The 22,037-nt window shown below is 33.8% G+C and carries 9 protein-coding genes; 1 reads left to right on the top strand and 8 read right to left on the bottom strand.

What is annotated here, in order from left to right; genetic code table 11:
- Positions 1 to 32 precede the first annotated feature (32 nt).
- The gene (locus AC3IPI_RS14385) at positions 33 to 230 is read left to right on the top strand and encodes a hypothetical protein (RefSeq protein ID WP_489153542.1); all 198 of its coding nucleotides are present in this window, start codon (positions 33 to 35) and stop codon (positions 228 to 230) included.
- 178 nt (positions 231 to 408) lie between these two features.
- On the opposite strand, the gene chiA is transcribed toward AC3IPI_RS14385, so the two are convergent.
- The 8 genes from chiA to AC3IPI_RS14345 form a co-directional block, all read right to left on the bottom strand.
- Positions 409 to 5,250 (bottom strand): T9SS-translocated chitinase ChiA, encoded by a 4,842-nt coding sequence (gene chiA / locus AC3IPI_RS14380; protein WP_489153540.1) that lies wholly within the window; start codon positions 5,248 to 5,250, stop codon positions 409 to 411.
- Between the two features lie 375 nt (positions 5,251 to 5,625).
- Positions 5,626 to 7,692 carry a beta-N-acetylhexosaminidase gene (locus tag AC3IPI_RS14375; protein WP_489153538.1) on the bottom strand — a complete coding sequence of 689 codons (2,067 nt, stop codon included), beginning with the start codon at positions 7,690 to 7,692 and terminating at the stop codon, positions 5,626 to 5,628.
- A gap of 155 nt (positions 7,693 to 7,847) precedes the next feature.
- Positions 7,848 to 9,785, bottom strand: coding sequence for a glucosamine-6-phosphate deaminase (nagB, locus tag AC3IPI_RS14370; protein WP_489153536.1), 1,938 nt, complete (start codon positions 9,783 to 9,785; stop codon positions 7,848 to 7,850).
- Between the two features lie 110 nt (positions 9,786 to 9,895).
- The gene (locus AC3IPI_RS14365) at positions 9,896 to 11,473 is read right to left on the bottom strand and encodes a RagB/SusD family nutrient uptake outer membrane protein (protein WP_489153534.1); all 1,578 of its coding nucleotides are present in this window, start codon (positions 11,471 to 11,473) and stop codon (positions 9,896 to 9,898) included.
- Positions 11,474 to 11,485: 12 nt separating this feature from the next.
- Entirely contained in the window at positions 11,486 to 14,509 is a 3,024-nt protein-coding gene (locus AC3IPI_RS14360) for a SusC/RagA family TonB-linked outer membrane protein (protein ID WP_489153532.1), read from the bottom strand.
- Positions 14,510 to 15,010: 501 nt separating this feature from the next.
- The gene (gene nagB / locus AC3IPI_RS14355; protein WP_323490745.1) at positions 15,011 to 16,948 is read right to left on the bottom strand and encodes a glucosamine-6-phosphate deaminase; all 1,938 of its coding nucleotides are present in this window, start codon (positions 16,946 to 16,948) and stop codon (positions 15,011 to 15,013) included.
- A gap of 114 nt (positions 16,949 to 17,062) precedes the next feature.
- A complete protein-coding gene (locus tag AC3IPI_RS14350; RefSeq protein WP_489153530.1) occupies positions 17,063 to 18,652 on the bottom strand; it encodes a RagB/SusD family nutrient uptake outer membrane protein in 1,590 nt (529 codons plus the stop codon).
- A 146-nt stretch (positions 18,653 to 18,798) separates the two neighbouring features.
- A complete protein-coding gene (locus AC3IPI_RS14345) occupies positions 18,799 to 21,831 on the bottom strand; it encodes a SusC/RagA family TonB-linked outer membrane protein (protein ID WP_039117393.1) in 3,033 nt (1,010 codons plus the stop codon).
- Between the last annotated feature and the right edge of the window lie 206 nt (positions 21,832 to 22,037).

Raw genomic sequence — 22,037 nt, 5'->3', positions numbered from 1 at the left:
TGATTTAAAATCAGACAAAAAATAAAAAGAATATGGGAGAGTTTTTAGTTTTAATTGGAGGATTAACAGCCTTTATAAGTGTGATGGCTTTTTTTATCGGAATTGGACGTTTGATCTTTATAAGTGATGATAAAAAACTTTCATTAAAAATTATTTTATATTCCATAATAGCCTTTGGAATTGGCTTTGGAACCTGCGCTGCAAATTTTTCTTTAGGCAGTATGCATTAATAAAAAAAACCTGGCACTTAGTGCCAGGCTCATAATGATTTCCTCTAGGTAAAAACCAAATAACAAATTACCTAAATTCAATACATTTATCCAAAATATGAAAAATCAAATTAAAAAATAAATAACCAAACTCAATTTTAACTGCCCCAATTTTTCATTTTTTTGAATTCTTAAAATCTTAATTTAAAAAGTTCATTACCTTAAATGATTTTCTGTTTCCAGATTTATCAGTCACAACTACTATAAATAATTGTTTGGTTGTGAAACTTCTGTTTTCTAGCAACAAATTGTTACTATTTTGTATGTTTTCGTAACTTAATATCGATTGTCCGATTGTGTTATACACCTCAACTTTACCGATATTATTTGCTTCATTAGATATTGCTAGTGCATTATCTTTAAAGTATGCAATTGTTTTATTGCTTGTTACTTCTATCTTATCTTCTGCTTTTATTTTAGCAGTTTGTGATGCAAAATAAGCCGCATATGCTTTAGACAATTCAGATGAATTACCACAAGAAGATGCATCCCAGTTTACAGACCAAGTCATTAAACCTCTCAAAGAAGGGTATGGTCCGCCTGGCTGCATAGTGTAGGTTCTTCCTGAAAAAGTAGTTCCAGTTCTTAAGTAATGCATAGCATTAATTCCTTCTGTCGGTGTTAAATAACCGCTACCTGCTGCACTTGGACAAGCTGGTAATGCAATAAGAACTTTTGAAGCTGGTAAACCATCAAAACGCATTCCTGTTGTAGCAATGTTATACCCTTTTATAATCATATCTGTTAGGGCTGTTACCATGTTTGATTTCTTAGCTGAACCATAATATTGACCATCTAATCCGTTTTCTCCGCCTGTATTATACAATTGTACCGCTAACAAATCTAATTCGTTACGCAAGTTTTGAATGATTGGAAGGAAAGAACCAAAAGTATCATTATAGGTAGAATATCCTCCTTGTACGTATTGTGTTTCTGGAGCTGCAGTTAATAAAAATCCAGGACCATAGTAAGCTTTTAATTCTTTGAAAGCATCTACTACGTTTTTTAATCTTGGATAAGCAGAAATACCCGCATAAGAAATATCTCTTAAAGCTCCTGCATTAAAATTCATCGATCCACCTTCAAAATCAATATCAACTCCATCAAATTGATACTCATCAATAATTGCTTTTAGACCATTAACAAAAATATTTTTTTGAGTTACATTGTCTAAAACAACATGACCATTTTGACCTCCAATAGAGACAATAACAGGAACTCCGCTATCTCTTAAAGATTTTATATCATTTTTCAATAATTGTTTATCGAAAACTCCATTGGTCAAATATCTAGTGTCATTTGTAGTTAATACTGGTGTATAACCATCACGATTAACTGTTTCTACGAAAGAATAATCGACTACGTTAAACTTACTTCCTACCATTTGAGAAAAATATAAAAATGGAGCACCAGCATTTTCCCAAGAATGTGCATATCCTAAAAGAACTTTAGATGGAAGCGGGATAAATCTATTAGTCCCCACTTGAGCAATTTTAATTGTATTATTTAATGTAGTTACAGCAGCTTTATTATCGGTTGCTTTGATTACAACTGAATAATCCTGATAAGCTGATGGTGTAAAATTATACGTATAGGTATTATTTGTACCTGCTGTCATGTTAAATGTACCTCCATTTATTGTAATCGCAACACCTGAAACCGATCCGTCACTATCAACAGCTGTAACTGAAATTGGCACAACTTGAAAAGAATTTTGATATATAGTAGTATTCGATGGTGTATTCCAAGTAATTACCGGCAATGAATTAGGACAAGTTGTTCCTGAACATTGTAAAGAGAATGCTTTTGTATTTTCTGCCGTTGTACCACTTGACGCCGTAACAGTTGCTTTCAAGGTATAATTTTTATTGAAATCTGCTGCAACTGGTGTCCAGTTTGCTACATATTCCGTTCCTGAAAGTGTTGCTGTAATATTTTGTCCGTTGATGTTGAATACAACTGAAGAAATAGTTAAGCTGGCATCTACACTTGCAGTTGCTTTCAGCTGAATCGCTGTTCCTGGAGCAATCGCTACAGTTGCAGCTGAAGGAGCCGTAATGGTAACCTGAGGTGGTGAAACTGTATTTGTATTAAAGTTGTAAACCTGAGGCGTTGTTGGCATAGCAAAGTTTACCAGATTATTTGGAAAATAGGCGGTATTATTATTCTCCCAAGCATTTAATTTTAAACTTAAAACTTGTGTATAACCTGCTGTAACTGTATTATCGTAGCTAAAAACTCCTTGTGCATCTGTTGTTGCAATAACGCTTTTCCAGTTGTGTGTACTATCTGTCCAAGGCACAACTAATTCTACTTTGGCTCCTGATACCGGAGTTGTTCCATTCTTAACTGTTCCGCTAATTATAGTACCTGGTGCAACAAGCTCTTGAGTAACACTTAAAACTTTACTCTCTACCAAGCTTTTATCAACTGTAGTCGCTGATGGAGTTTTAGTTTCTGATACTGCAACTACTTCGCTCGGTACGCTTTCGCCTGCAACTTTTAATGGCGCTACTGTTCCTGTACTAAAGTCATAGACTTGTGATGTAGCTGGAATAGGCAAGTTTGTAAGATTAGAAGGTGAATAAGTAACGTCATTATTCTGCCATGAATTCATTTTTAAACTAGCGATGATTGTATATCCTGAGAATATTGCATTATCAAAACTATATTTTCCTTGCGCATCTGTTGTTGCTAGAAAACTAGCATATGGATGTGCGTTATCTGTCCAATTAAAAATTAATTCTACTTTGGCACCTGCTACTGGGTTTGAACCATTCTTAACTGTTCCGCTAATTTTGCTAGCTGGAGCTGCATTTTGTGTAAAGTTTAAAACTTTACTTGCCGTAAGATTGTTATATACCGTAGAAGCTGGTGAGAATGTTACTCCTGCTTTAGCAATTGTTACTGTATAGTTTGCTCCCGAAGGTAAATTAGCAATACTATACGCTCCTGTAGCACTAGATACTGATGTAAATGTTCCTGCTGTAGAAGTTGCTGTAACTGTTGCTCCAGAAACTGCTGTCGCTCCATTCATTACGCTTCCGCTAATAGTATAATATACCGTTTGAGTAAAATTCAAAACTTTGTTTTCACTTAAAACTGAATATACTGTAGATGCTGGCGTAAATGTTACTCCTGTTTTTGCAGCTGTAACTGTATAATTAAGTCCTGCTGTTAAAGCAGTAACAGTGTATGCTCCGCTTGCATTAGTAACTGCAGTAAATGTAGTTGTTCCTGCTGTTGCAGTAACTGTTACTCCCGAAACTGCTGTAGTTCCGTCTAGTACAGTTCCGCTAATAGTATAAAGCGGTTGTGTTCCCTGAATAACAACGTTGGCTTGGTTTGCAACAAGATTTGTTAATGTTACTGGCGTAAAAGTATATGATGCTTTTAAAGCTGTAACAGTGTAATTTGCTCCTGAAACTACATTGTTAAAAGTATAATTTCCATCTGTAGAATTAACTGTTTGAACAATTGCATTGGTAGCATCTTTTAGCTGAACTGTAACTGCTGGCACTAAATTTGTACCATTTTTTACTGAACCACTTACCGTTAATGTTCCGATAACGGCAGCACTAAAAGTAGTATTTACTTGACCCAATAATGCATTAGGTATTGCTCCTCTGGTATCTTGAGATAATTCCCAAATCATACCTCCTCCTAAGTTTTTGGATTTAATATACTCTGCTTTTAACTCCATCGATTGTTTATCTTCATAACTAATAAACTGATGTAAAGAAGCATTGTATAGGTAAGGAACTTTGGTTGCGTTATCCCAATATCTTACCCATCCTGCAGATGCTGCTGCTGGAGTAACCAACATAGTGTTTGGGTCTAAATAAGGATGTGAGTTTGTTACCGGATTACCTACTAAATCGCAAATCTCGATACTTCCTGATTTTTCGCAAGCTGCGGGACCATCCCATGTTCCTGTTGGATTTTGCGGATTTGTACATCCTGAAACTGCATCTCTTGGTGCTGTAACAAATAATCCTGGCATATTAGGCACTGTATTAGTTGTTCCAACATTTTTAAATATTTTTCCGTAAAAAGGTAATCCCATTACTAATTTATTAGCAGGAATACCGATAACATTTAAATATTGGTTTGTTAACTCATCTAGTGATTCTGATTGAGTTGCGTTGTATAACGGATCATTTGTATTTCCGCTTGGATATAAAGGGGCATTGTAGCATGTTTTGTCATACCAGTTTCCTCCAAAATCATATCCAAAATATGTGATATAATCGCAATAAGTCGAAATATCTTCTGTCATTCCGTATTGTGCTCTATTGTTTGGGCCTAAATATTGTGCTCCTACTTTTCGAACATTATTACCTGCAGCAATTGTAATTAATTTATTAGGCATTGCTTGGCGCATTGCTTTTAATAAATAAACCAAATTCTTGTTATCATCCGGACTGTATTTTTGAGGAGGTATTGGTGCTCCATTAATAACTTCTGTCCCGTCAGTTCCTCCAGAAAGGGGATATTCCCAATCGATATCAAATCCATCAATAAAAGGATAAGTTACCAAGAAATTAGCCATATCTGCTGCCAAAGCTGCTCTAGCAACCGGGCTTGCAGAAATTGGTGAAAGATCTTGTCCTTTTGTCCAACCTCCTACGGAGATTAAGATTTTTAAATGTGGGTACTTTTGTTTAAGTTTCATTAAATCATAAAAATTTCCTTTTACAGGAGCATCCCACGGTATTCCGCCTTCCATATGCTCAAAATCAGCATAGGTATCCAAACATTTTAATTTGGTGTTTTCTGGGTGTGCCGGATCAAAAGTGGTTCCGTAAAAAGAATAATTTAAATGGGTTAATTTACTTCCGTCAATTTTGGGGACATTAAAATCCCTTGCATAAATGGCCCATTGAGCATAGTATCCGACAACTTTTTTATTATGTGCTGGTTGGGCAAATAATACAATCGGAAACAAAAATAATAACAGCAATCTGTAATAATGTTTCATAATTAATAAATAGGTTGGTTAATAAAAAATAAATATCCAATTGGATTTAATGATAGATTGGTAATACAAAAACCAAAAATCACTTTAAACAAATGGTAATCGCTAACTCAGTTACATTTGGGGCAACTGAATCATTTTTAAATTAAAACAGATAAACTTGGGGCTTAGCAATCTTAATTGTAAATCTTTATTATATTTTAAATTTTAATATCTATTTTATCATGGATTCGGTATTCTAAAAATATCCAAACCGAATCTTTACCATAATTTATCTCTCCTGGAAATTCCAGAAGAGATAATTAAATTACTAATTAATTATGGCAACTAAACTTCAACTAATTCAATTATTAATCTAACACAACTTTTAATCTTACTCTATATTAATTTTTTTAAACTTTCATATACTGCTAACTCTACATCTCCATAATCTTTAGAGTTACATTTCTCTAATAATTCATTTAAAACTGCTGGTGCAACTGTTGCTTTATTATCTAAAACATTTACTAATTGCTGTGATAAATCACTAAGATTATTAGCAAGTGGTAAAATTGGCTGGATCAAAGGCGCATTTTCACTTAAACTTGTTAGGCTAGCTTTTAAACCAATCCACTTGTTTAAGAATGAAGTTACTTTAGCTTTATTAGCGGCTGATTTGTCTGCTAAATATTCTTTTACAACTGTATCAAAAGCAATTGCATCTGGTGCGTCTGGTGTGCATGCATCTGCAAAAAGTGTAAATGGTGAATATGTTTGATATTCAACTCCTCCTTTATTTCTCTTATATCCTTTTAAAGGCTCGCATACATTAGAGAAATCACTTAAAGCTGTAATGTTTTGATTGTTTGATATATTTCTTAAGATTACATCTTTGTTTCTAATGTGTGTAATTCCTAGTTCTTCTAGTCTAAATGAAATAACTGCTAATCTTCTGCGCATGCTGTTTAAATCTGTAATATCTTCTGCAGACCATAATCTTTCGGCTATTGCTGCTGTTCTTGGCCAAAGTCTTGAATCCATGGTTAAAGGCGTTACAAGTTCTGTCCACATTGTAGCTTCTCCTCCTAATACTCTTGCTTTTTCTTCTGGGGTAAAGTTTGCGCTTTTAGGTAATGGATCGTTTAAATAATGTGCTTCTACTCCTTGAACTAAATCAATATAATAACCATTGGATAAAACTGTTTTATAACCATTTTTTACAGATTCTGTTAATGATTTTCCAACTGCAACTCCTTCATTTGGTCCTCTCCATGCGTGAATAATTGCATCTTTAGACATGTCTTTTGTCATAATCTCTTCCCAACCCATCAATTGTTTACCATGTTTTTTAAGCATCGGAACTAATTGCATTGTGAAATAAGTTTGCAAATCATGATTGGTTACTAACTTATGTTTCTTTTTAAACTCTTGTATTTTAGGGTTTGAATCCCAGTCTTTACCTTCGTTTTCATCTCCTCCGATATGAAAGTATGCACCTGGAAATAATGGGCATGCTTCATCAAAAATCTCACTTAATAATTGGTAAGTTTTAGGATTAGATGGATCTAATGTTGGGCTAAAAATTCCTGCATTACGCTCTATACTATATGTAGAAACTACTGCTGCTTTTGCACTACTCTCTGAAGTTCCATTAGATATATTTACTACTTTACTTCCTATTTCTGGGTAAGCTGTTAAAATAGCTGATGCATGACCCGGAACATCGATTTCTGGCACGACCAAAATTCCTCGCTCATCAGCATATTTAACAATGTTTTTAATTTCTTCTTGTGTATAATAAAATCCATCCGAAGCTAAATCAGTAAGTTTAGGATGTTTTTTTAATTGTATTCTCCATCCTTGATCATCTACTAAATGCCAGTGAAAAACATTCATTTTCATAGCAGCCAATGCATCTAGGTTTCTTTTAACAACATCTACTGGTTGAAAATGTCTCGCAACATCCATCATTAAACCTCTCCATGTGAATCTTGGAAAATCTGAGATTTGAGAAACCGGAAAGTAGTAAGACGTACTATTGTTTTGTAACATTTGTAATAACGTTTCAAGACCATGTAAAGCTCCTAAATCACTTGTTGCATTAATTGTAATTTTATTTTGCTTTATATCAAGATGATAACTCTCGTCTTCATATAAACCAATTTTACCACTTTTAGTGCAATTTATTTGTAATTGTGCTGTAGGTGCTGAATTAAGTTTGGTCAAAAAATCTTGTTCAAAAAACAATCCTGTTCTACCGTCTAATCTTCTTAAAAAACGAGTTGCCCCGCTAAAAATTCTCGGATTAGGGTTTCCTGTAATATTTATTCTAAAACCTTTCGTTAAAGCAAATGTACCCTCGGATAAATTTATTGTTTGTGGCCATGGCATAAGGTTTAATTGCTCTTTTTTTATTTGAGCATTAGCTACTATACCTGAAAATAATAAAATCAATATATATTTCATATTTTTTGTTGTAAAAGAGTCTTTTGCAATCAATACATATTGACTTAAAAACTCGGGTAAAAACAAAACTCAGAATAAAACCTAACTGAACCTCTTTATCACCAAGGCATTACTCTGAATTTTGTAACTTAAATTATTCTAACTCGTGTAATCTTTTAATAATCAAAACGTTTAAAGGCTTCGATTGCTTCATATTCGGCAAGTCCTAAATCATCGTATAAAATCGCTGTGTTTTTATTACGATCTTCGGCTCTCACCCAAAACTCTCTAGAGTCGTTTCCTTGAAACATTACTCTGTCTTTTTGTGATTGGTGGTATAAAATAGCGTGACGTTTTAACAATACTTCCGATGGGCTTAATGGTACTGCCATGTCTATTTCATGGATATCCCATTCGTGCCAAGCGCCTCGGTACAACCATAACCAACAATCATCCATGAATGGTTTTGGTTTTAATTCTTTCATTGCCGCAAATATGGCGTTCAGACATACTTCGTGTGTACCATGTGGATCTGCTAGATCTCCTGCTGCAAACACTTGGTGTGGTTTTATTTGTTCGATAATGTCCTTTACAATTGCAATATCTTCTGGACCTAACGGATTTTTCTTGATTTGTCCTGTTTCATAAAATGGCAGATCCAGGAAATGGGTATTGCTATCTTTTAATCCAATATATCTTGTAGCGGCATAAGATTCTCTTCTTCTTATTAATCCTTTTAGTTTACGAACTTCCAACGAATCAATCTGATTCTCTGATTTATTGTTCAAAAACTCTATTACTGATTTAAAGTTTATTTTGGTATCTGCATCTGTTATAAAATCATTACTTACTTCTGCAAATTTTAATGCCTCATCATCGGTAACGGCAATATTTCCTGAGGTCTGATATACTACATGTACATCATGCCCTTGTTTTATTAGTTTTGAGAATGTTCCTCCCATCGAGATAACATCATCATCTGGGTGTGGACTAAAAAGGATAATTCTTTTCTTGGCTGGATTGGCTCTTTCTGGACGGTGTGAATCGTCAGTGTTTGGTTTTCCTCCTGGCCATCCTGTAATGGTGTGTTGCAATACGTTGAACATATTAATGTTCAGATCGTAAGCTGAACCTTCCTGAGCCAATAAATCGGACATTCCGTTATTGTTATAATCTCTGTCGGTTAATTTTAAAATTGATTGTTTTGTTTTTTGGCATAGCCAAACAATCGCTTTGCTTTTTAATTCCTGATTCCAAATACATTCTCCTACCAACCATGGCGTTTTAAAACGGGTTAGTTCGGATGCTGCCGATTGGTCCAGAACAAAAGTTGCATTGCCGTGATTTTGTAAAAATGTAGCTGGAACTTCTGAACTGATATCGCCTTGAATTGTTCTCTTGATGATATCGGCTTTGTTTTGTCCCCAAGCCATAAGTACAATTCTTTTAGATCTGAGAATTGTAGATACTCCCATTGTAATGGCCCTTTTTGGCACATTATCAATTCCGTTAAAATCGGAAGAAGCATCTACTCTCGTTATATGATCTAAAGTAATGATACGTGTTCCTGAATTTATGTGTGAACCTGGTTCGTTAAATCCTACGTGTCCGGTACGACCAATTCCTAATAATTGGAAATCGAGTCCACCAGCATTTTTAATATTCATTTCATAATCAATACAATATTGATTTAACTCTTCGATTGCAACGGTACCATCTGGAATATTAACATTATCCGGATTGATATCGATGTGATTAAAAAGGTGTTGATGCATGAAATGGTGATAACTCTGATTGTTCTCTTTGGTCATCGGATAGTATTCATCCAAATTAAAAGTTACAACATTGCTAAAACTTAATCCTTCTTCTTTGTGCATTCTAACTAATTCTTCATATACTTTTATAGGTGAAGAACCTGTGGCTAAACCTAATACACAAGATTTGTTCTTTTCTTGTTTAGATCTAATTAATTGAGCAATTTCCTGCGCAACAATTATCGATGCCTCGGTAGAGTTCCTGAAGATTTCATTGTGGATTTTCTCAAATCGTGTCTCTTCAAACTTACCAGCACTCTTATAGCTAATGTCAGGTTTAATTTCTATAGCACTTTTCATTTTATATTTTTTTATACTATTTATTATAAAGACATGCGTGTTTAAAAGAGGCATAAGTAATTTTCACTACTTATGCCAACTTACATTCTTTTTTTAAAAATCTGTTTTAATTAGAAGTTAGGACCTGTAGTATCCCACCAAACTCTAGTTGCCCCATTATCTGGACCTCCTAGTTTGGCAATTCCTGTTTGAACACCTCCACTGTTAAGTGCTTTTTCAGAATCCGCAAAAGGTAATCTTCTAACACCCAAATTAGTATCAATAATTCCTCCGCTTTTGTTATTACTAATTGGAAACAATTTTGGGTAGCCTGTTCTTCTAAATTCAGTCCAAGCTTCTTGTCCCTCTGGAAAATTAGCAATCCATTTTTGAGTAATAATTTTCTGTAATTTAACTTCATTAGATGCAGCCTCATCCCAAGCTACTGTAACTTTATTGACTGCTGCAATATTATTTTGACTTACTAAACGGTCAACATAATCTCTAGCCATTTTTGTATTATTAGCTAAATAACTATCAGCTCCAGATACTCCTACTTGATCAAATGAAGACTTAACACCTGCCTCATACAATTGTTTAGCGTCACCTCCCATATTCCATCCTCTTAAAGCACCTTCTGCTCTTAAGAAATAAACCTCAGCAGTAGTCATCCAAACACTCGTACCACTTCTGGCAATTACTCCTGTTCTTGAAGTTCCAGTATAAAATCCAGAAGCTGGATATTCAATACCTGTTCTTACACCAACATACTCACCAGGAAATTGTGTAGACTCATCAAAGTATTTTTCAACTCTAGGATCATCATATCCTAATAATATCGATTCCATATCTGCTCCCATATTCAAACCGGCCCAAACATGACTTATTACATCAATTGGATTAAGGTTTTGTGGAGATCTAACTGTCAAAACATCCTGAGGTTTAGTCATAACTCCAATTTCATGACTAATTGCTTTTTCTGCTTCAACTTTAGCTAAAGCAGGGCTAACTTTTACGATATGCATAGCTAATCTTAAACGTAGTGAATTTGCATATTTCACCCATTTTTCGTAGCTTCCTTTGTAGTCAGTCAAATCCGTTTTTTTAAACTGTTGTTCTTCACCCGACTTTATTCTAGCTGTTAAATCAGCTACTGCTACATCTAAATCTTTGAACATTAGATTGTAAACTTGTTCTTGAGAATCATAGCCAATAGGAGTTGTAGTTTTTCCATACTCAGAATATATAACAGGCCCATACATATCCGTTAATCTTTGCATCGATGCAACTTTAAAAATTAACGACCATGCATAAAACTGACCTGCACTACCTTTGGCAGCTTTACCAATTTTCCCTATATTCCCCATTAAATTAAGATAACCATCATCCCAAGGAGTGCTTGTCCATCCTGAGTTTAAAGCATAATCATGATTATTGAAAGCTCCAAATACTACTGGTGTTGTCATATAACCTGACCACATATCAGCATTTAAATTTTGTTGAACTTGATATTGCCATGTCACATCGACAATTAAAAATCTATTAAAAATTGGCGCAAACAAACTTCTAATATGATTATTATCCTGCATTAATTGCTCTTCACTAAATCCTTCAGGATTAGTGTTTATCTCCTCGAAATTATCTGAACAGCTAAATGCTGCAAGTAAAGAAAAGCAGATTGCTGTTCTTTTTATTTTATTTGATATCATGATATTATTAAATTAGAAAGTGAAGTTTAAATTAAGACCAATACTTCTTGTAGACGGCAATCCGTAAATATCTACACCTTGCAAACCTTGACCAGTACTTAATGCAACATTTGGATCAAAAGGAGCATCTTTATAAATAAAGAATAAATTTCTAGCAATTAATGAAACACTTGCTGATTGTAAAAATGGAAGTGACTTAGGATTAAAAGTATAACCTATAGAAACCTCTCTCACACTTACATTTGTAGCATCATACACATACTCACCAGAAGCACCATTTCTACCAGCAACATTAGTGTAATATGCTTGTGCATCCATTGTAGTTACTGGAGCACCAGTTGCAACATTAACAGCATTAACAGCTACACCACCAGCATTTCTAGCATCACCTGTTACTTTTGAAACTCCATTATAATCATTTATAGCTTCTGTTAAACTTAACACATCGCCACCAAAGCGTCCATCAATTAATATACTTGCAGTAAATGGACCATATTTAAATGTATTTGAAAGACCTAACATAAAATCAGGGTTTGCATTACCTACTTCTTCAAAATCAGCATTTCTTTGTATAGTACCATCTTTATTTATTAAAATTCTACCTTGATCATCTCTTTTTAAGTTTATTCCTTCAATTACACCAAAAGGTCTACCTTCAATTATAGAATATCTATAAGTATTATTCCCTGAAGGAGTTAAGATAATTCGTCCACCATCTGTTGGTATATCTTTAACTACATTTTTATTTTGAGAATAATTTACTGTTGCATCCCAAGAAAACTTATCAGTTCTAACAATACCCGCATTTAAAACAACCTCAATACCTTCATTTTGAATTTCCCCTGCATTTATTGCAAAGTTGCTAAATGCTTGTCCACTTGAAGATTCAGCTGGAACTTGTACCAATTGATTTTTTGTTTTTGATTTGTAATATGAAAACTCAAATCCTAATCTATTATTAAACATTCTCCATTCTGTACCTAACTCAATTTCAGATTTCAATTCTGGTTTTAAAGTTTCACCTGCTCTAGGACCAACTCTAGGTATAGTTACAACACCTCCAATTACTGAATAAAATGGAACCGTTAATGTCGCAGGAATATCATTACCAACTTGAGCATAAGTAGCGCGCACTTTACCAAAGTTTATAAAACTAGGCAATGTTGTCATCTCGCTTAAAATAGCGCTTAAACCAACAGAAGGATAGAAAAAACTTAAACTTTCTGTATTTACTAAAGTAGATGACCAGTCGTTTCTTGCAGCTATATCTAAATATAAATAATCTTTATATCCAAAAGTAGTTGTAGCAAAAACGGATTGTACTTCTCTACTAGAACCATTTTGTACATTTGAGAAATTATCACTAAAATTTCCTAATGTAAACCAGTTTGCTTTTGCCAAACCTTCTCCACGACCAGAATCTAAAACATAACCATTTGACTTAAAATTATTAACACTAACTCCGAATGTACTATTAAACGAAATACTTTCTGAGAAACGTGTATCAATTTTTCCTAATAAATCAGCATATTTTTGAATCGAAACTACATTTGTATTAATATATCTTCCTGTTAAAGGAACAAGTGCAAGATTTGACGTTGCAAACATTTTTTTCTCAAAACCATTCTCTGAACGATTATAACTGAATCTTGAAGCTAAATGAAACCATTTTTTAATTTCATAATCTAAAGCAATAGATCCATTAAAGAAAGAACTTACATCTTCAGATTTATTTCTATTAATTAACCAGTAAGGATTTTGGTAATACTCTGAAACAGCAAAAGGATAATTTTGAGCCATCAGATTTCTTACAGGATCATAAACCTCATATGTTTTCAAATCATTAAAGTTTGTTCCTCTTGGGTGTTCATAGACACTTGTTAAAGGATTAAAATATAAACCATTAATCGGTCTATTGTCAATGTTTTGTACTATATAATTACCTGTTACAGCAACATTTAATCTATTATCAAAAAATGTTGAAGTTTGACGAATTCCAAAGTTATTTTTCTTAAGACTGTTTCCTGGCATTACTCCAGAAGCAGTAGTATTTGAATAAGTAAGAGATGTAGATGCACCTTCAGCTCCTTTACTAAAACCAAATGAAGTAATTTGAGTAACCCCTGTTTCAAAAAAATCTTTTACATGATCGTCAGTTTTTCCTGCAGCACCCCAAGTTAAAGTAGATCCTGGAGCAGCTACGTAATCTGTTTGAAATTTAGGCAAATAAGCAGCCGTTTCAAATGTAGTTACAGAATTAGCTGTAAATACTTCTTTTCCAATTTTAGCTTTTTTAGAAGAAAGCAATATAACACCATTCGCACCTTGGCTACCATATAACACAGAAGCTGCAGCACCTTTAAGAACTGTCATTCCATCATAATCATCAGGATTTATTAAAGAGACAACATCTCCTCCATCTTTATTACCTCCTGCAGTATCTCCAAAAGCTTCATTTGGCTGCCCTCCACCTGCATTAGATAATGGAATACCATCTATTACATAAAGAGGTTGTGTATTAGTAAATGACGAGTTACCTCTAATCAATACTTTGGTAGAACCTCCTGTACCTCCTGAACTTTTAGTAACTGCAACACCTGCTATTTTACCAGCAATAGTATTAATAAGGTTAACATCTCTTACTCTAGTTAACTCCTCAGCTTTTAGTTCCTGAGTAGAATAAGTCAAAGATTTTTTTGCTTTTTTGATACCCAATGAAGTTACAACAACTTCATTCAAAGCATTAGAAGCTGCATTTTTTAACTGAACGTTAATTGTAGTAGCATCACCAACTACAATATTTTGTGTTTCTAAACCTACATAAGTAAAAACCAAAGTTTGGCCTTTTTGAGCATCAATAGTAAAAACACCATCAAAATCAGTAACAGTCCCTTTTTGTCCTCCTTTTACTGCAACGGAAGCCCCTGGCAACGGCATTCCATCAGAATCTGTAATCATACCTTTAATATTTTTTACTTGAGCAAGTGAAACTTGCGCCGTAAAAACAATCATAAAGATTAAGAAAATTTTTTTCATGTTTATTTATTTTTGTTAGTTATGGTGTAAATTTATTCTTAAGGGATTGTTAATAAAAATAAATTATACCAACAACCACAAACTTTAAACAAACGACATAAAATAATCAATAATACGTTATACGAAAACGTTTTCCTTGTATGTATTATGGTGTATTTTGTATTTTTTTTAAAGCTTAATGTAAAAAAAGTTAGTTTTATTAACTAATCATTTAAAGTCTCAAAAATATCTTTTTATATTTTTAAATTCCTTTCTAATTATAACAAAATCAATAAAATAAGGAGTTCTTACGAGATTAACTCTCATTCAATTGCAATAAAGTCTTAGACAATTATTAATCTAATACCCTATTAAAACATATTTAACATACGTTTAATACACTCTTTTAATATCAAAACTCAGGTAAAAACAAAACTCAGAATAAAACCTAATTGAACCTCTTTATCACCAAGGTATCATTCTGAATTTTGTAACTTAAATTATTCTAACTCGTGTAATCTTTTAATAATCAAAACGTTTAAAGGCTTCGATTGCTTCGTATTCGGCAAGTCCTAAATCATCGTATAAAATCGCTGTGTTTTTATTACGATCTTCGGCTCTCACCCAAAACTCTCTAGAGTCGTTTCCTTGAAACATTACTCTGTCTTTTTGTGATTGGTGGTATAAAATAGCGTGACGTTTTAACAATACTTCCGATGGGCTTAATGGTACTGCCATGTCTATTTCATGAATATCCCATTCGTGCCAAGCGCCTCGGTACAACCATAACCAACAATCATCCATGAATGGTTTTGGTTTTAATTCTTTCATTGCCGCAAATATGGCGTTCAAACATACTTCGTGCGTGCCGTGTGGATCTGCTAGATCTCCTGCAGCAAACACTTGATGTGGTTTTATTTGTTCGATAATGTCCTTGACAATTGCGATATCTTCTGGACCTAACGGATTTTTCTTGATTTGTCCTGTTTCATAAAATGGTAGATCCAGGAAATGGGTATTACTATCTTTTAATCCAATATATCGTGTAGCGGCATAAGATTCTCTTCTTCTTATTAATCCTTTTAGTTTACGAACTTCCAAGGAATCAATCTGATTCTCTGATTTATTGTTCAAAAACTCTATTACTGATTTAAAGTTTATTTTGGTATCTGCATCTGTTATAAAATCATTACTTACTTCTGCAAATTTTAATGCCTCATCATCGGTAACGGCAATATTTCCTGAGGTCTGATATACTACATGTACATCATGTCCTTGTTTTATTAATTTTGAGAATGTTCCTCCCATCGAGATAACATCATCATCTGGGTGTGGACTAAAAAGGATAATTCTTTTCTTGGCAGGATTGGCTCTTTCCGGACGGTGTGAATCGTCGGTGTTTGGTTTTCCTCCTGGCCATCCTGTAATGGTGTGTTGCAATACATTGAACATATTAATGTTCAAATCGTAAGCTGAACCTTCCTGAGCCAATAAATCGGACATTCCGTTATTGTTGTAATCTCTGTCGGTTAATTTTAAAATTGATTGTTTTGTTTTTTGGCATAGCCAAACAATCGCTTTGCTTTTTAATTCCTGATTCCAAATACATTCTCCTACCAACCATGGTGTTTTAAAACGGGTTAATTCAGATGCTGCCGATTGGTCCAGAACAAATGTTGCATTGCCATGATTTTGCAAAAAGGTTGCAGGAACTTCTGAACTGATATCTCCCTGAATGGTTCTCTTGATGATATCGGCTTTGTTTTGTCCCCAAGCCATTAGTACAATTCTTTTAGATCGGAGAATTGTAGATACTCCCATTGTAATGGCCCTTTTTGGCACATTATCAATTCCGTTAAAATCGGAAGAAGCATCTACTCTCGTTATATGATCTAAAGTAATGATACGTGTTCCTGAATTTATGTGTGAACCTGGTTCGTTAAATCCTACGTGTCCGGTACGACCAATTCCTAATAATTGGAAATCGAGTCCACCAGCATTTTTAATATTCATTTCATAATCAATACAATATTGATTTAACTCTTCGATTGCAACGGTACCATCTGGAATATTAACATTATCTGGATTGATATCGATGTGGTTAAAAAGGTGTTGATGCATGAAATGGTGATAACTCTGATTGTTTTCCCTTGTCATCGGATAGTATTCATCCAAATTAAAAGTTACAACATTGCTAAAACTTAATCCTTCTTCTTTGTGCATTCTAACTAATTCTTCATATACTTTTATAGGTGAAGAACCTGTGGCTAAACCTAATACACAAGATTTGTTCTTTTCTTGTTTAGATCTAATTAATTGAGCAATTTCCTGCGCAACAATTATCGATGCCTCGGTAGAGTTCCTGAAGATTTCATTGTGGATTTTCTCAAATCGTGTCTCTTCAAACTTACCAGCACTCTTATAGCTAATGTCAGGTTTAATTTCTATAGCACTTTTCATTTTATATTTTTTTATACTATTTATTATAAAGACATGCGTGTTTAAAAAAGGCATAAGTAATTTTCACTACTTATGCCCTTTACACTCTTTTTTAAAAATTTGTTTTTGTTTTGATTAGAATTTATTAACTCCTGTATCCCACCAAAGTTTAGTTCCTCCATTATCAGCACCACCAAGTTCTTGAACTCCTTGTGCATATCCTGCTGGATTAGAATTCTTCTCTTGAACCGGGAAGTTTAATCTCCTTACGAAAGTTCCGTCTGGAATTTTACCCGAAGAAAAGTTATTTGTAGGTAAAAATAATTTAGGGTAACCTGTTCTTCTAGTTTCAGCCCATCCCTCTTGACCATCAGGGAAACCTGCAATCCATTTTTGAGTAATAATCTTTTGAAGCTTAACTTCGTTAGATGCAGCATCAGACCATTTAACAGTAACAAGATTTTGAGCAACAATATTATTAGCTGCATTTAAAGGATCTACAAAGTTTTCTGGCAACAATACATCATTATTAATGTAGCTAGTTGCAATACCTGCACCATTCTGTGCGAAAGATAAACTAATACCATCCTCATAGAAAGATTGAGCAGTACCGCCTCCCATATCCCATCCTTTTATAGCTCCTTCAGCTTTTAGGAAACTAGCTTCAGCAGCAGTAAACCAAGGAATTTGCCCACTACTTAGTACTATATCACCAATTCTGGAAAACTGTTTTTCTTTTGCAGTTTTATAATCATCATTAACAAGAGATCCCATTCTGATTCCTTGATAAGTTCCAGTTGCTGTCTTTGTAAAATAACGACCTCTTCTTGGATCATCATACCCATTCATCATAGAAGTAAGGGCTGCTCCAGCTTTAATATCTTTCCACTCGTCAGAGTATGTTTTAACTGGATGATCTGCTAAATAAAATACGTTCTCAGCGTTTGAATTAATAGTACCAAATCCTTTAACAGCTCCTTCTGCTTCAGCTTTCGCCTTTGCTGGGTCAATATTCGAAATTCTCATTGCTAAACGAAGACGTAATGAATTAGCAAATTTAATCCAATTTACGACTATTCCTTTTGCAGTTGTTCCGTCAGTTCCATCTTTTGCATCTACGAAAAAAGTACTTTTTACATCAGCAGTTGCAAAAGGCGTCAAAATATCTACAGCCGTTTTTAACTCTGTAAAAAACTGATCATAAACTACTTTTTGAGAATCATAAGGTACTGTCGCAGCCTCTGATCCAAAAGCGGAATAAACTATTGGCCCATGATAATCCGTTACTTTATGCATTGCATATACTTTTAAGATCAAAGCCCATGCATAATACTTAGGCCCTTTTTCCTTAACTAATCGCTCAACCTTAAGTGCATTAACCATTTCTCTTCTATAGGCATTCTCCCATTCTGCACTATTCCATCCGTCAAGAAGAACATAAGTAGAATTGTTGTTATTACCCTCAAAAGCAGTAGGAGTTGCCATATATCCAGAAAAAATATCTGCATTTAGATTAAACTGTATCTGACCTCTCCAGTCATCTTCGACCAAAATATACATGGCTCTTTGCATGGCTCTAAGAGGTGCCTTTACATTGTTAAAGTCTTGTTCTAAATCTTTATCTGAAAGAGCAGTATCATTAGAATTGACATCGTCAAAATTACTTGTACAGCCTCCAAAAGAAAAAGCCAGGACTGCACCTAAAATTAATAATTTATTTTTCATTTGTAAAATTTTATTGTTGATTAAATTATTTTCATCAATTTATGATTAAGCGTATTAGGCCTCATTAACTATTTCATTTCCATCTTCAGCCCAAACAGTTAAAACATCATAAATCAAAAGGTTTTATCCTTTATAAGAAAACATTCTTAGAATGTTAAATTCAAGTTCACACCAATACTTCTAGTAGATGGAGCACCAAATATGTCAATACCTTGCAATCCTTCACCAGTACTTAAAGTTACGTTTGGATCAAACGGAGCATCTTTGTAAAAGAAAAATAAGTTTTTCCCAACAAGAGAAAGATTCACAGTTTTAAAAATAGTTTCTTTACTAAAATCAAAAGTATATCCAAAAGAAAGTTCTCCTAATCTTACATTTGTAGCTTTGTACATATACTCTCCAGTAGCTCCACTTCTATCCCCTACAACACCATAATATGTTTCAGTATCATATAAACCAGTATATTTAGTACCATCTGCATTTACAGCATTTATAGCAACTCCACCTGCAGCTCTGGCATCTCCTGATTTTTTAGAAACACCATAACTATCCAACATAGCTTCAGTTAAACTCATCACATTTCCACCAAATCTTCCATCGATAAGTACATTTAAGAAAAACTTCTCATATTTAAATGTATTAGAGAATCCCAACATAAAATCAGGATTTGAAGTTCCCATTTGTACCCAGTCAGTTTTTTGGATCTTTCCTTTATCATCAAGTAGAATTTGTCCTTGATCATTTTTTACAATATTTTTTCCTTCGATAATACCAAATGGTTTTCCTTCAATTAAACGGTATCTATAACTATTTGGATCTCCATTTGTTAAAAGAACTCCAGTATCTTTAAATTCTTCACCCAAAGATTTTACTAAGTTTTTGTTTGAAGCATAATTAAGAGCTATATCCCAAGAAAATTTATCAGTAACGATTGCTTTTGCAGATACAGTAATCTCAAAACCTTTATTTTCGATACTACCTGCATTAAAAGCATAATTAGTATAACCGAAAGGATTTGTTAATGGAGCTGGTATAGTTACCAATTGATTTTTTGTCTCATTTTGATAATACGTAAAATCAAGTCCAAATCTATTATTAACAAATCTCCACTCTGTACCAATCTCAAATGAGTTTTGTTTTTCAGGTTTCAAAGAAGTCCCAGGTCTTGGACCTGTTACCGGGCTAATCACACCTCCAAAAGAAAGACTGTTTTCAGGCGAAGTTAAATAAGGAGTAATATCATTACCTACCTGAGCAAACGATGCTCTTACTTTTCCATAGCTTATTGCTTCTGGTAACTTAACCATTTGGCTTACAATAGCAGTAACACCTACAGATGGATAAAAGAATCCTAAACTTTCAGTATTTACCAATGTAGATGACCAGTCATTTCTTCCTGTAACATCTAAGAAAAGCATATCCTTATAACCAAAAGTAGCGCTACCAAATACAGATTGCACTTCTTTTTCTGCCCCAATAGTTTGACTATTTCCTGAAGTTGCAACAAAGTTATTGATGTTAAACCAGTTTGCATTTATCAATCCTTTTACACCCGAGTCATTAGTTACAGTATTATTAACTGTTGATTTAGTAATACTTGCTCCTAAAATAGCATTAAAACTAAAATCACTACTAAATTTTGTATTTACCGTACCAATAAAATCTCCGTATAATTGAGAACTTTCACTGTTTGATAAAATATATCTACCAGTAGTTGCAGCTAAAGTTGTATTTGTTCCTGCATAAACTTTCTTATCATATTTACTGTACATTTTATTGTAACCACCTCTGGTTTTAAAACTTAACCACTCATTAGCCTTGTAAGATAATGCGATAGAACCAATAAAAGATTGGTTAATATCAGTAGTTACGTTTCTATTCTGAATCCAATATGGATTTTGAATAATATCTGTAGTAGCACTAGCCCAATTTTGAGTATTTAAATTTCTGATAGGATCAAATACCTCAATGTTTTCTTTATAGTAATTAAAATCATTCCCTCTTGGAAACAAGTACACCCCAGTAAGAGGGTTATAATACAATGCATTCGTTGGCTTGTTAGTAATTTTTTGATCTGCAAAAGAGAAAGCAGCATCTACATTTACTCTATCTTCAAACAATTTTACACTTTGGCGAATACCAATATTATTTTTCTTTAATTCATTTGTTGGCATAACACCAGCAATGTTAGTATTTGCATAAGTAAGACTTGTAGTAGCTTTTTCACTTCCGCTATTAATTCCAACAGAGTTTATAAAAGTCATCCCTGTATTGAAAAAATTATCTACATGCTCAGGAGACTCTTTAGCAGCTCCCCAAGTTTTTGCACTTTCGGCAACAGATCCATAAGATGTTTGAAATTTAGGTAGCGATATCACATTGTCTACAAAAAGACTTGAAGTATAATTTGCAGTAACAGTCCCAACTTTACCTCTTTTAGTAGTTACAAGAATAACTCCATTTGCTCCCTGACTACCGTATAAAGCAGCTGCAGAAGCTCCTTTTAGTACCGTCATAGACTCGATATCCTCAGGATTCATCATAGACACAGCATCTCCACCATCTCTGTTACCACCAGCTTTATCTCCAAAAACATCATTTCCTTGCGCAGTAGAAGAGTTCAATAAAGGAATTCCATCAACAACATACAATGGTTGGTTGTTTGAGATTGATGAATTACCACGGATAGTTACTTTAACAGAACCTCCAGAACCAGAAGCACTTCTACCTACAACTAAACCTGATACTTTTCCTGATAAACTATTAATAAGATTCGCATCTTTTACACGAGTCATTTCTTCACCCTTTACCTCTTGTGCGGCATAAGTTAAAGACTTCTTAGCCTTCTTGATACCTAATGAGGTTACAACAACTTCATTCAATGCATTCGAAGCAGCGTTCTTTAACTTTACGTTAACAGTGGCAGCATCTCCAACAACAACATTTTGCGTTTCCAATCCTACATAGCTAAAAACTAAAGTTTGCCCTTTTTGAGCCTCAATAGAAAATACACCATCAAAATCGGTAACTGTACCTTTTTGTCCTCCTTGAACTGCAACTGAAGCTCCTGGCAACGGCAATCCATCAGAATCTGTAATCACACCTTTGACATTTTTTACCTGAGCAAGCGAAACCTGCACCGTAAAAGCAATCATAAAGATTAAGAAAATTTTTTTCATGTTTATAAAATTTTTGTTAGTTATGGGATAAAATTATTCTTAAAGAATTGTTAAAAAAAATATTTTATACCAACAACAAAAAACCATAAACAAACGACATTAAACAATCTATAATATGCTAAACGAAAACGTTTTCTACATACCAATTATTCAATATTTTAAGTTTTAAGCTAAACTTAAGTCAATAATATAAACTTTTTAACAAA

The organism is Flavobacterium sp. GL_143 (genome assembly GCF_057834355.1).
Note: the sequence above shows the minus strand (reverse complement) of the source record. Positions and strands in the feature narration are given on the sequence as shown.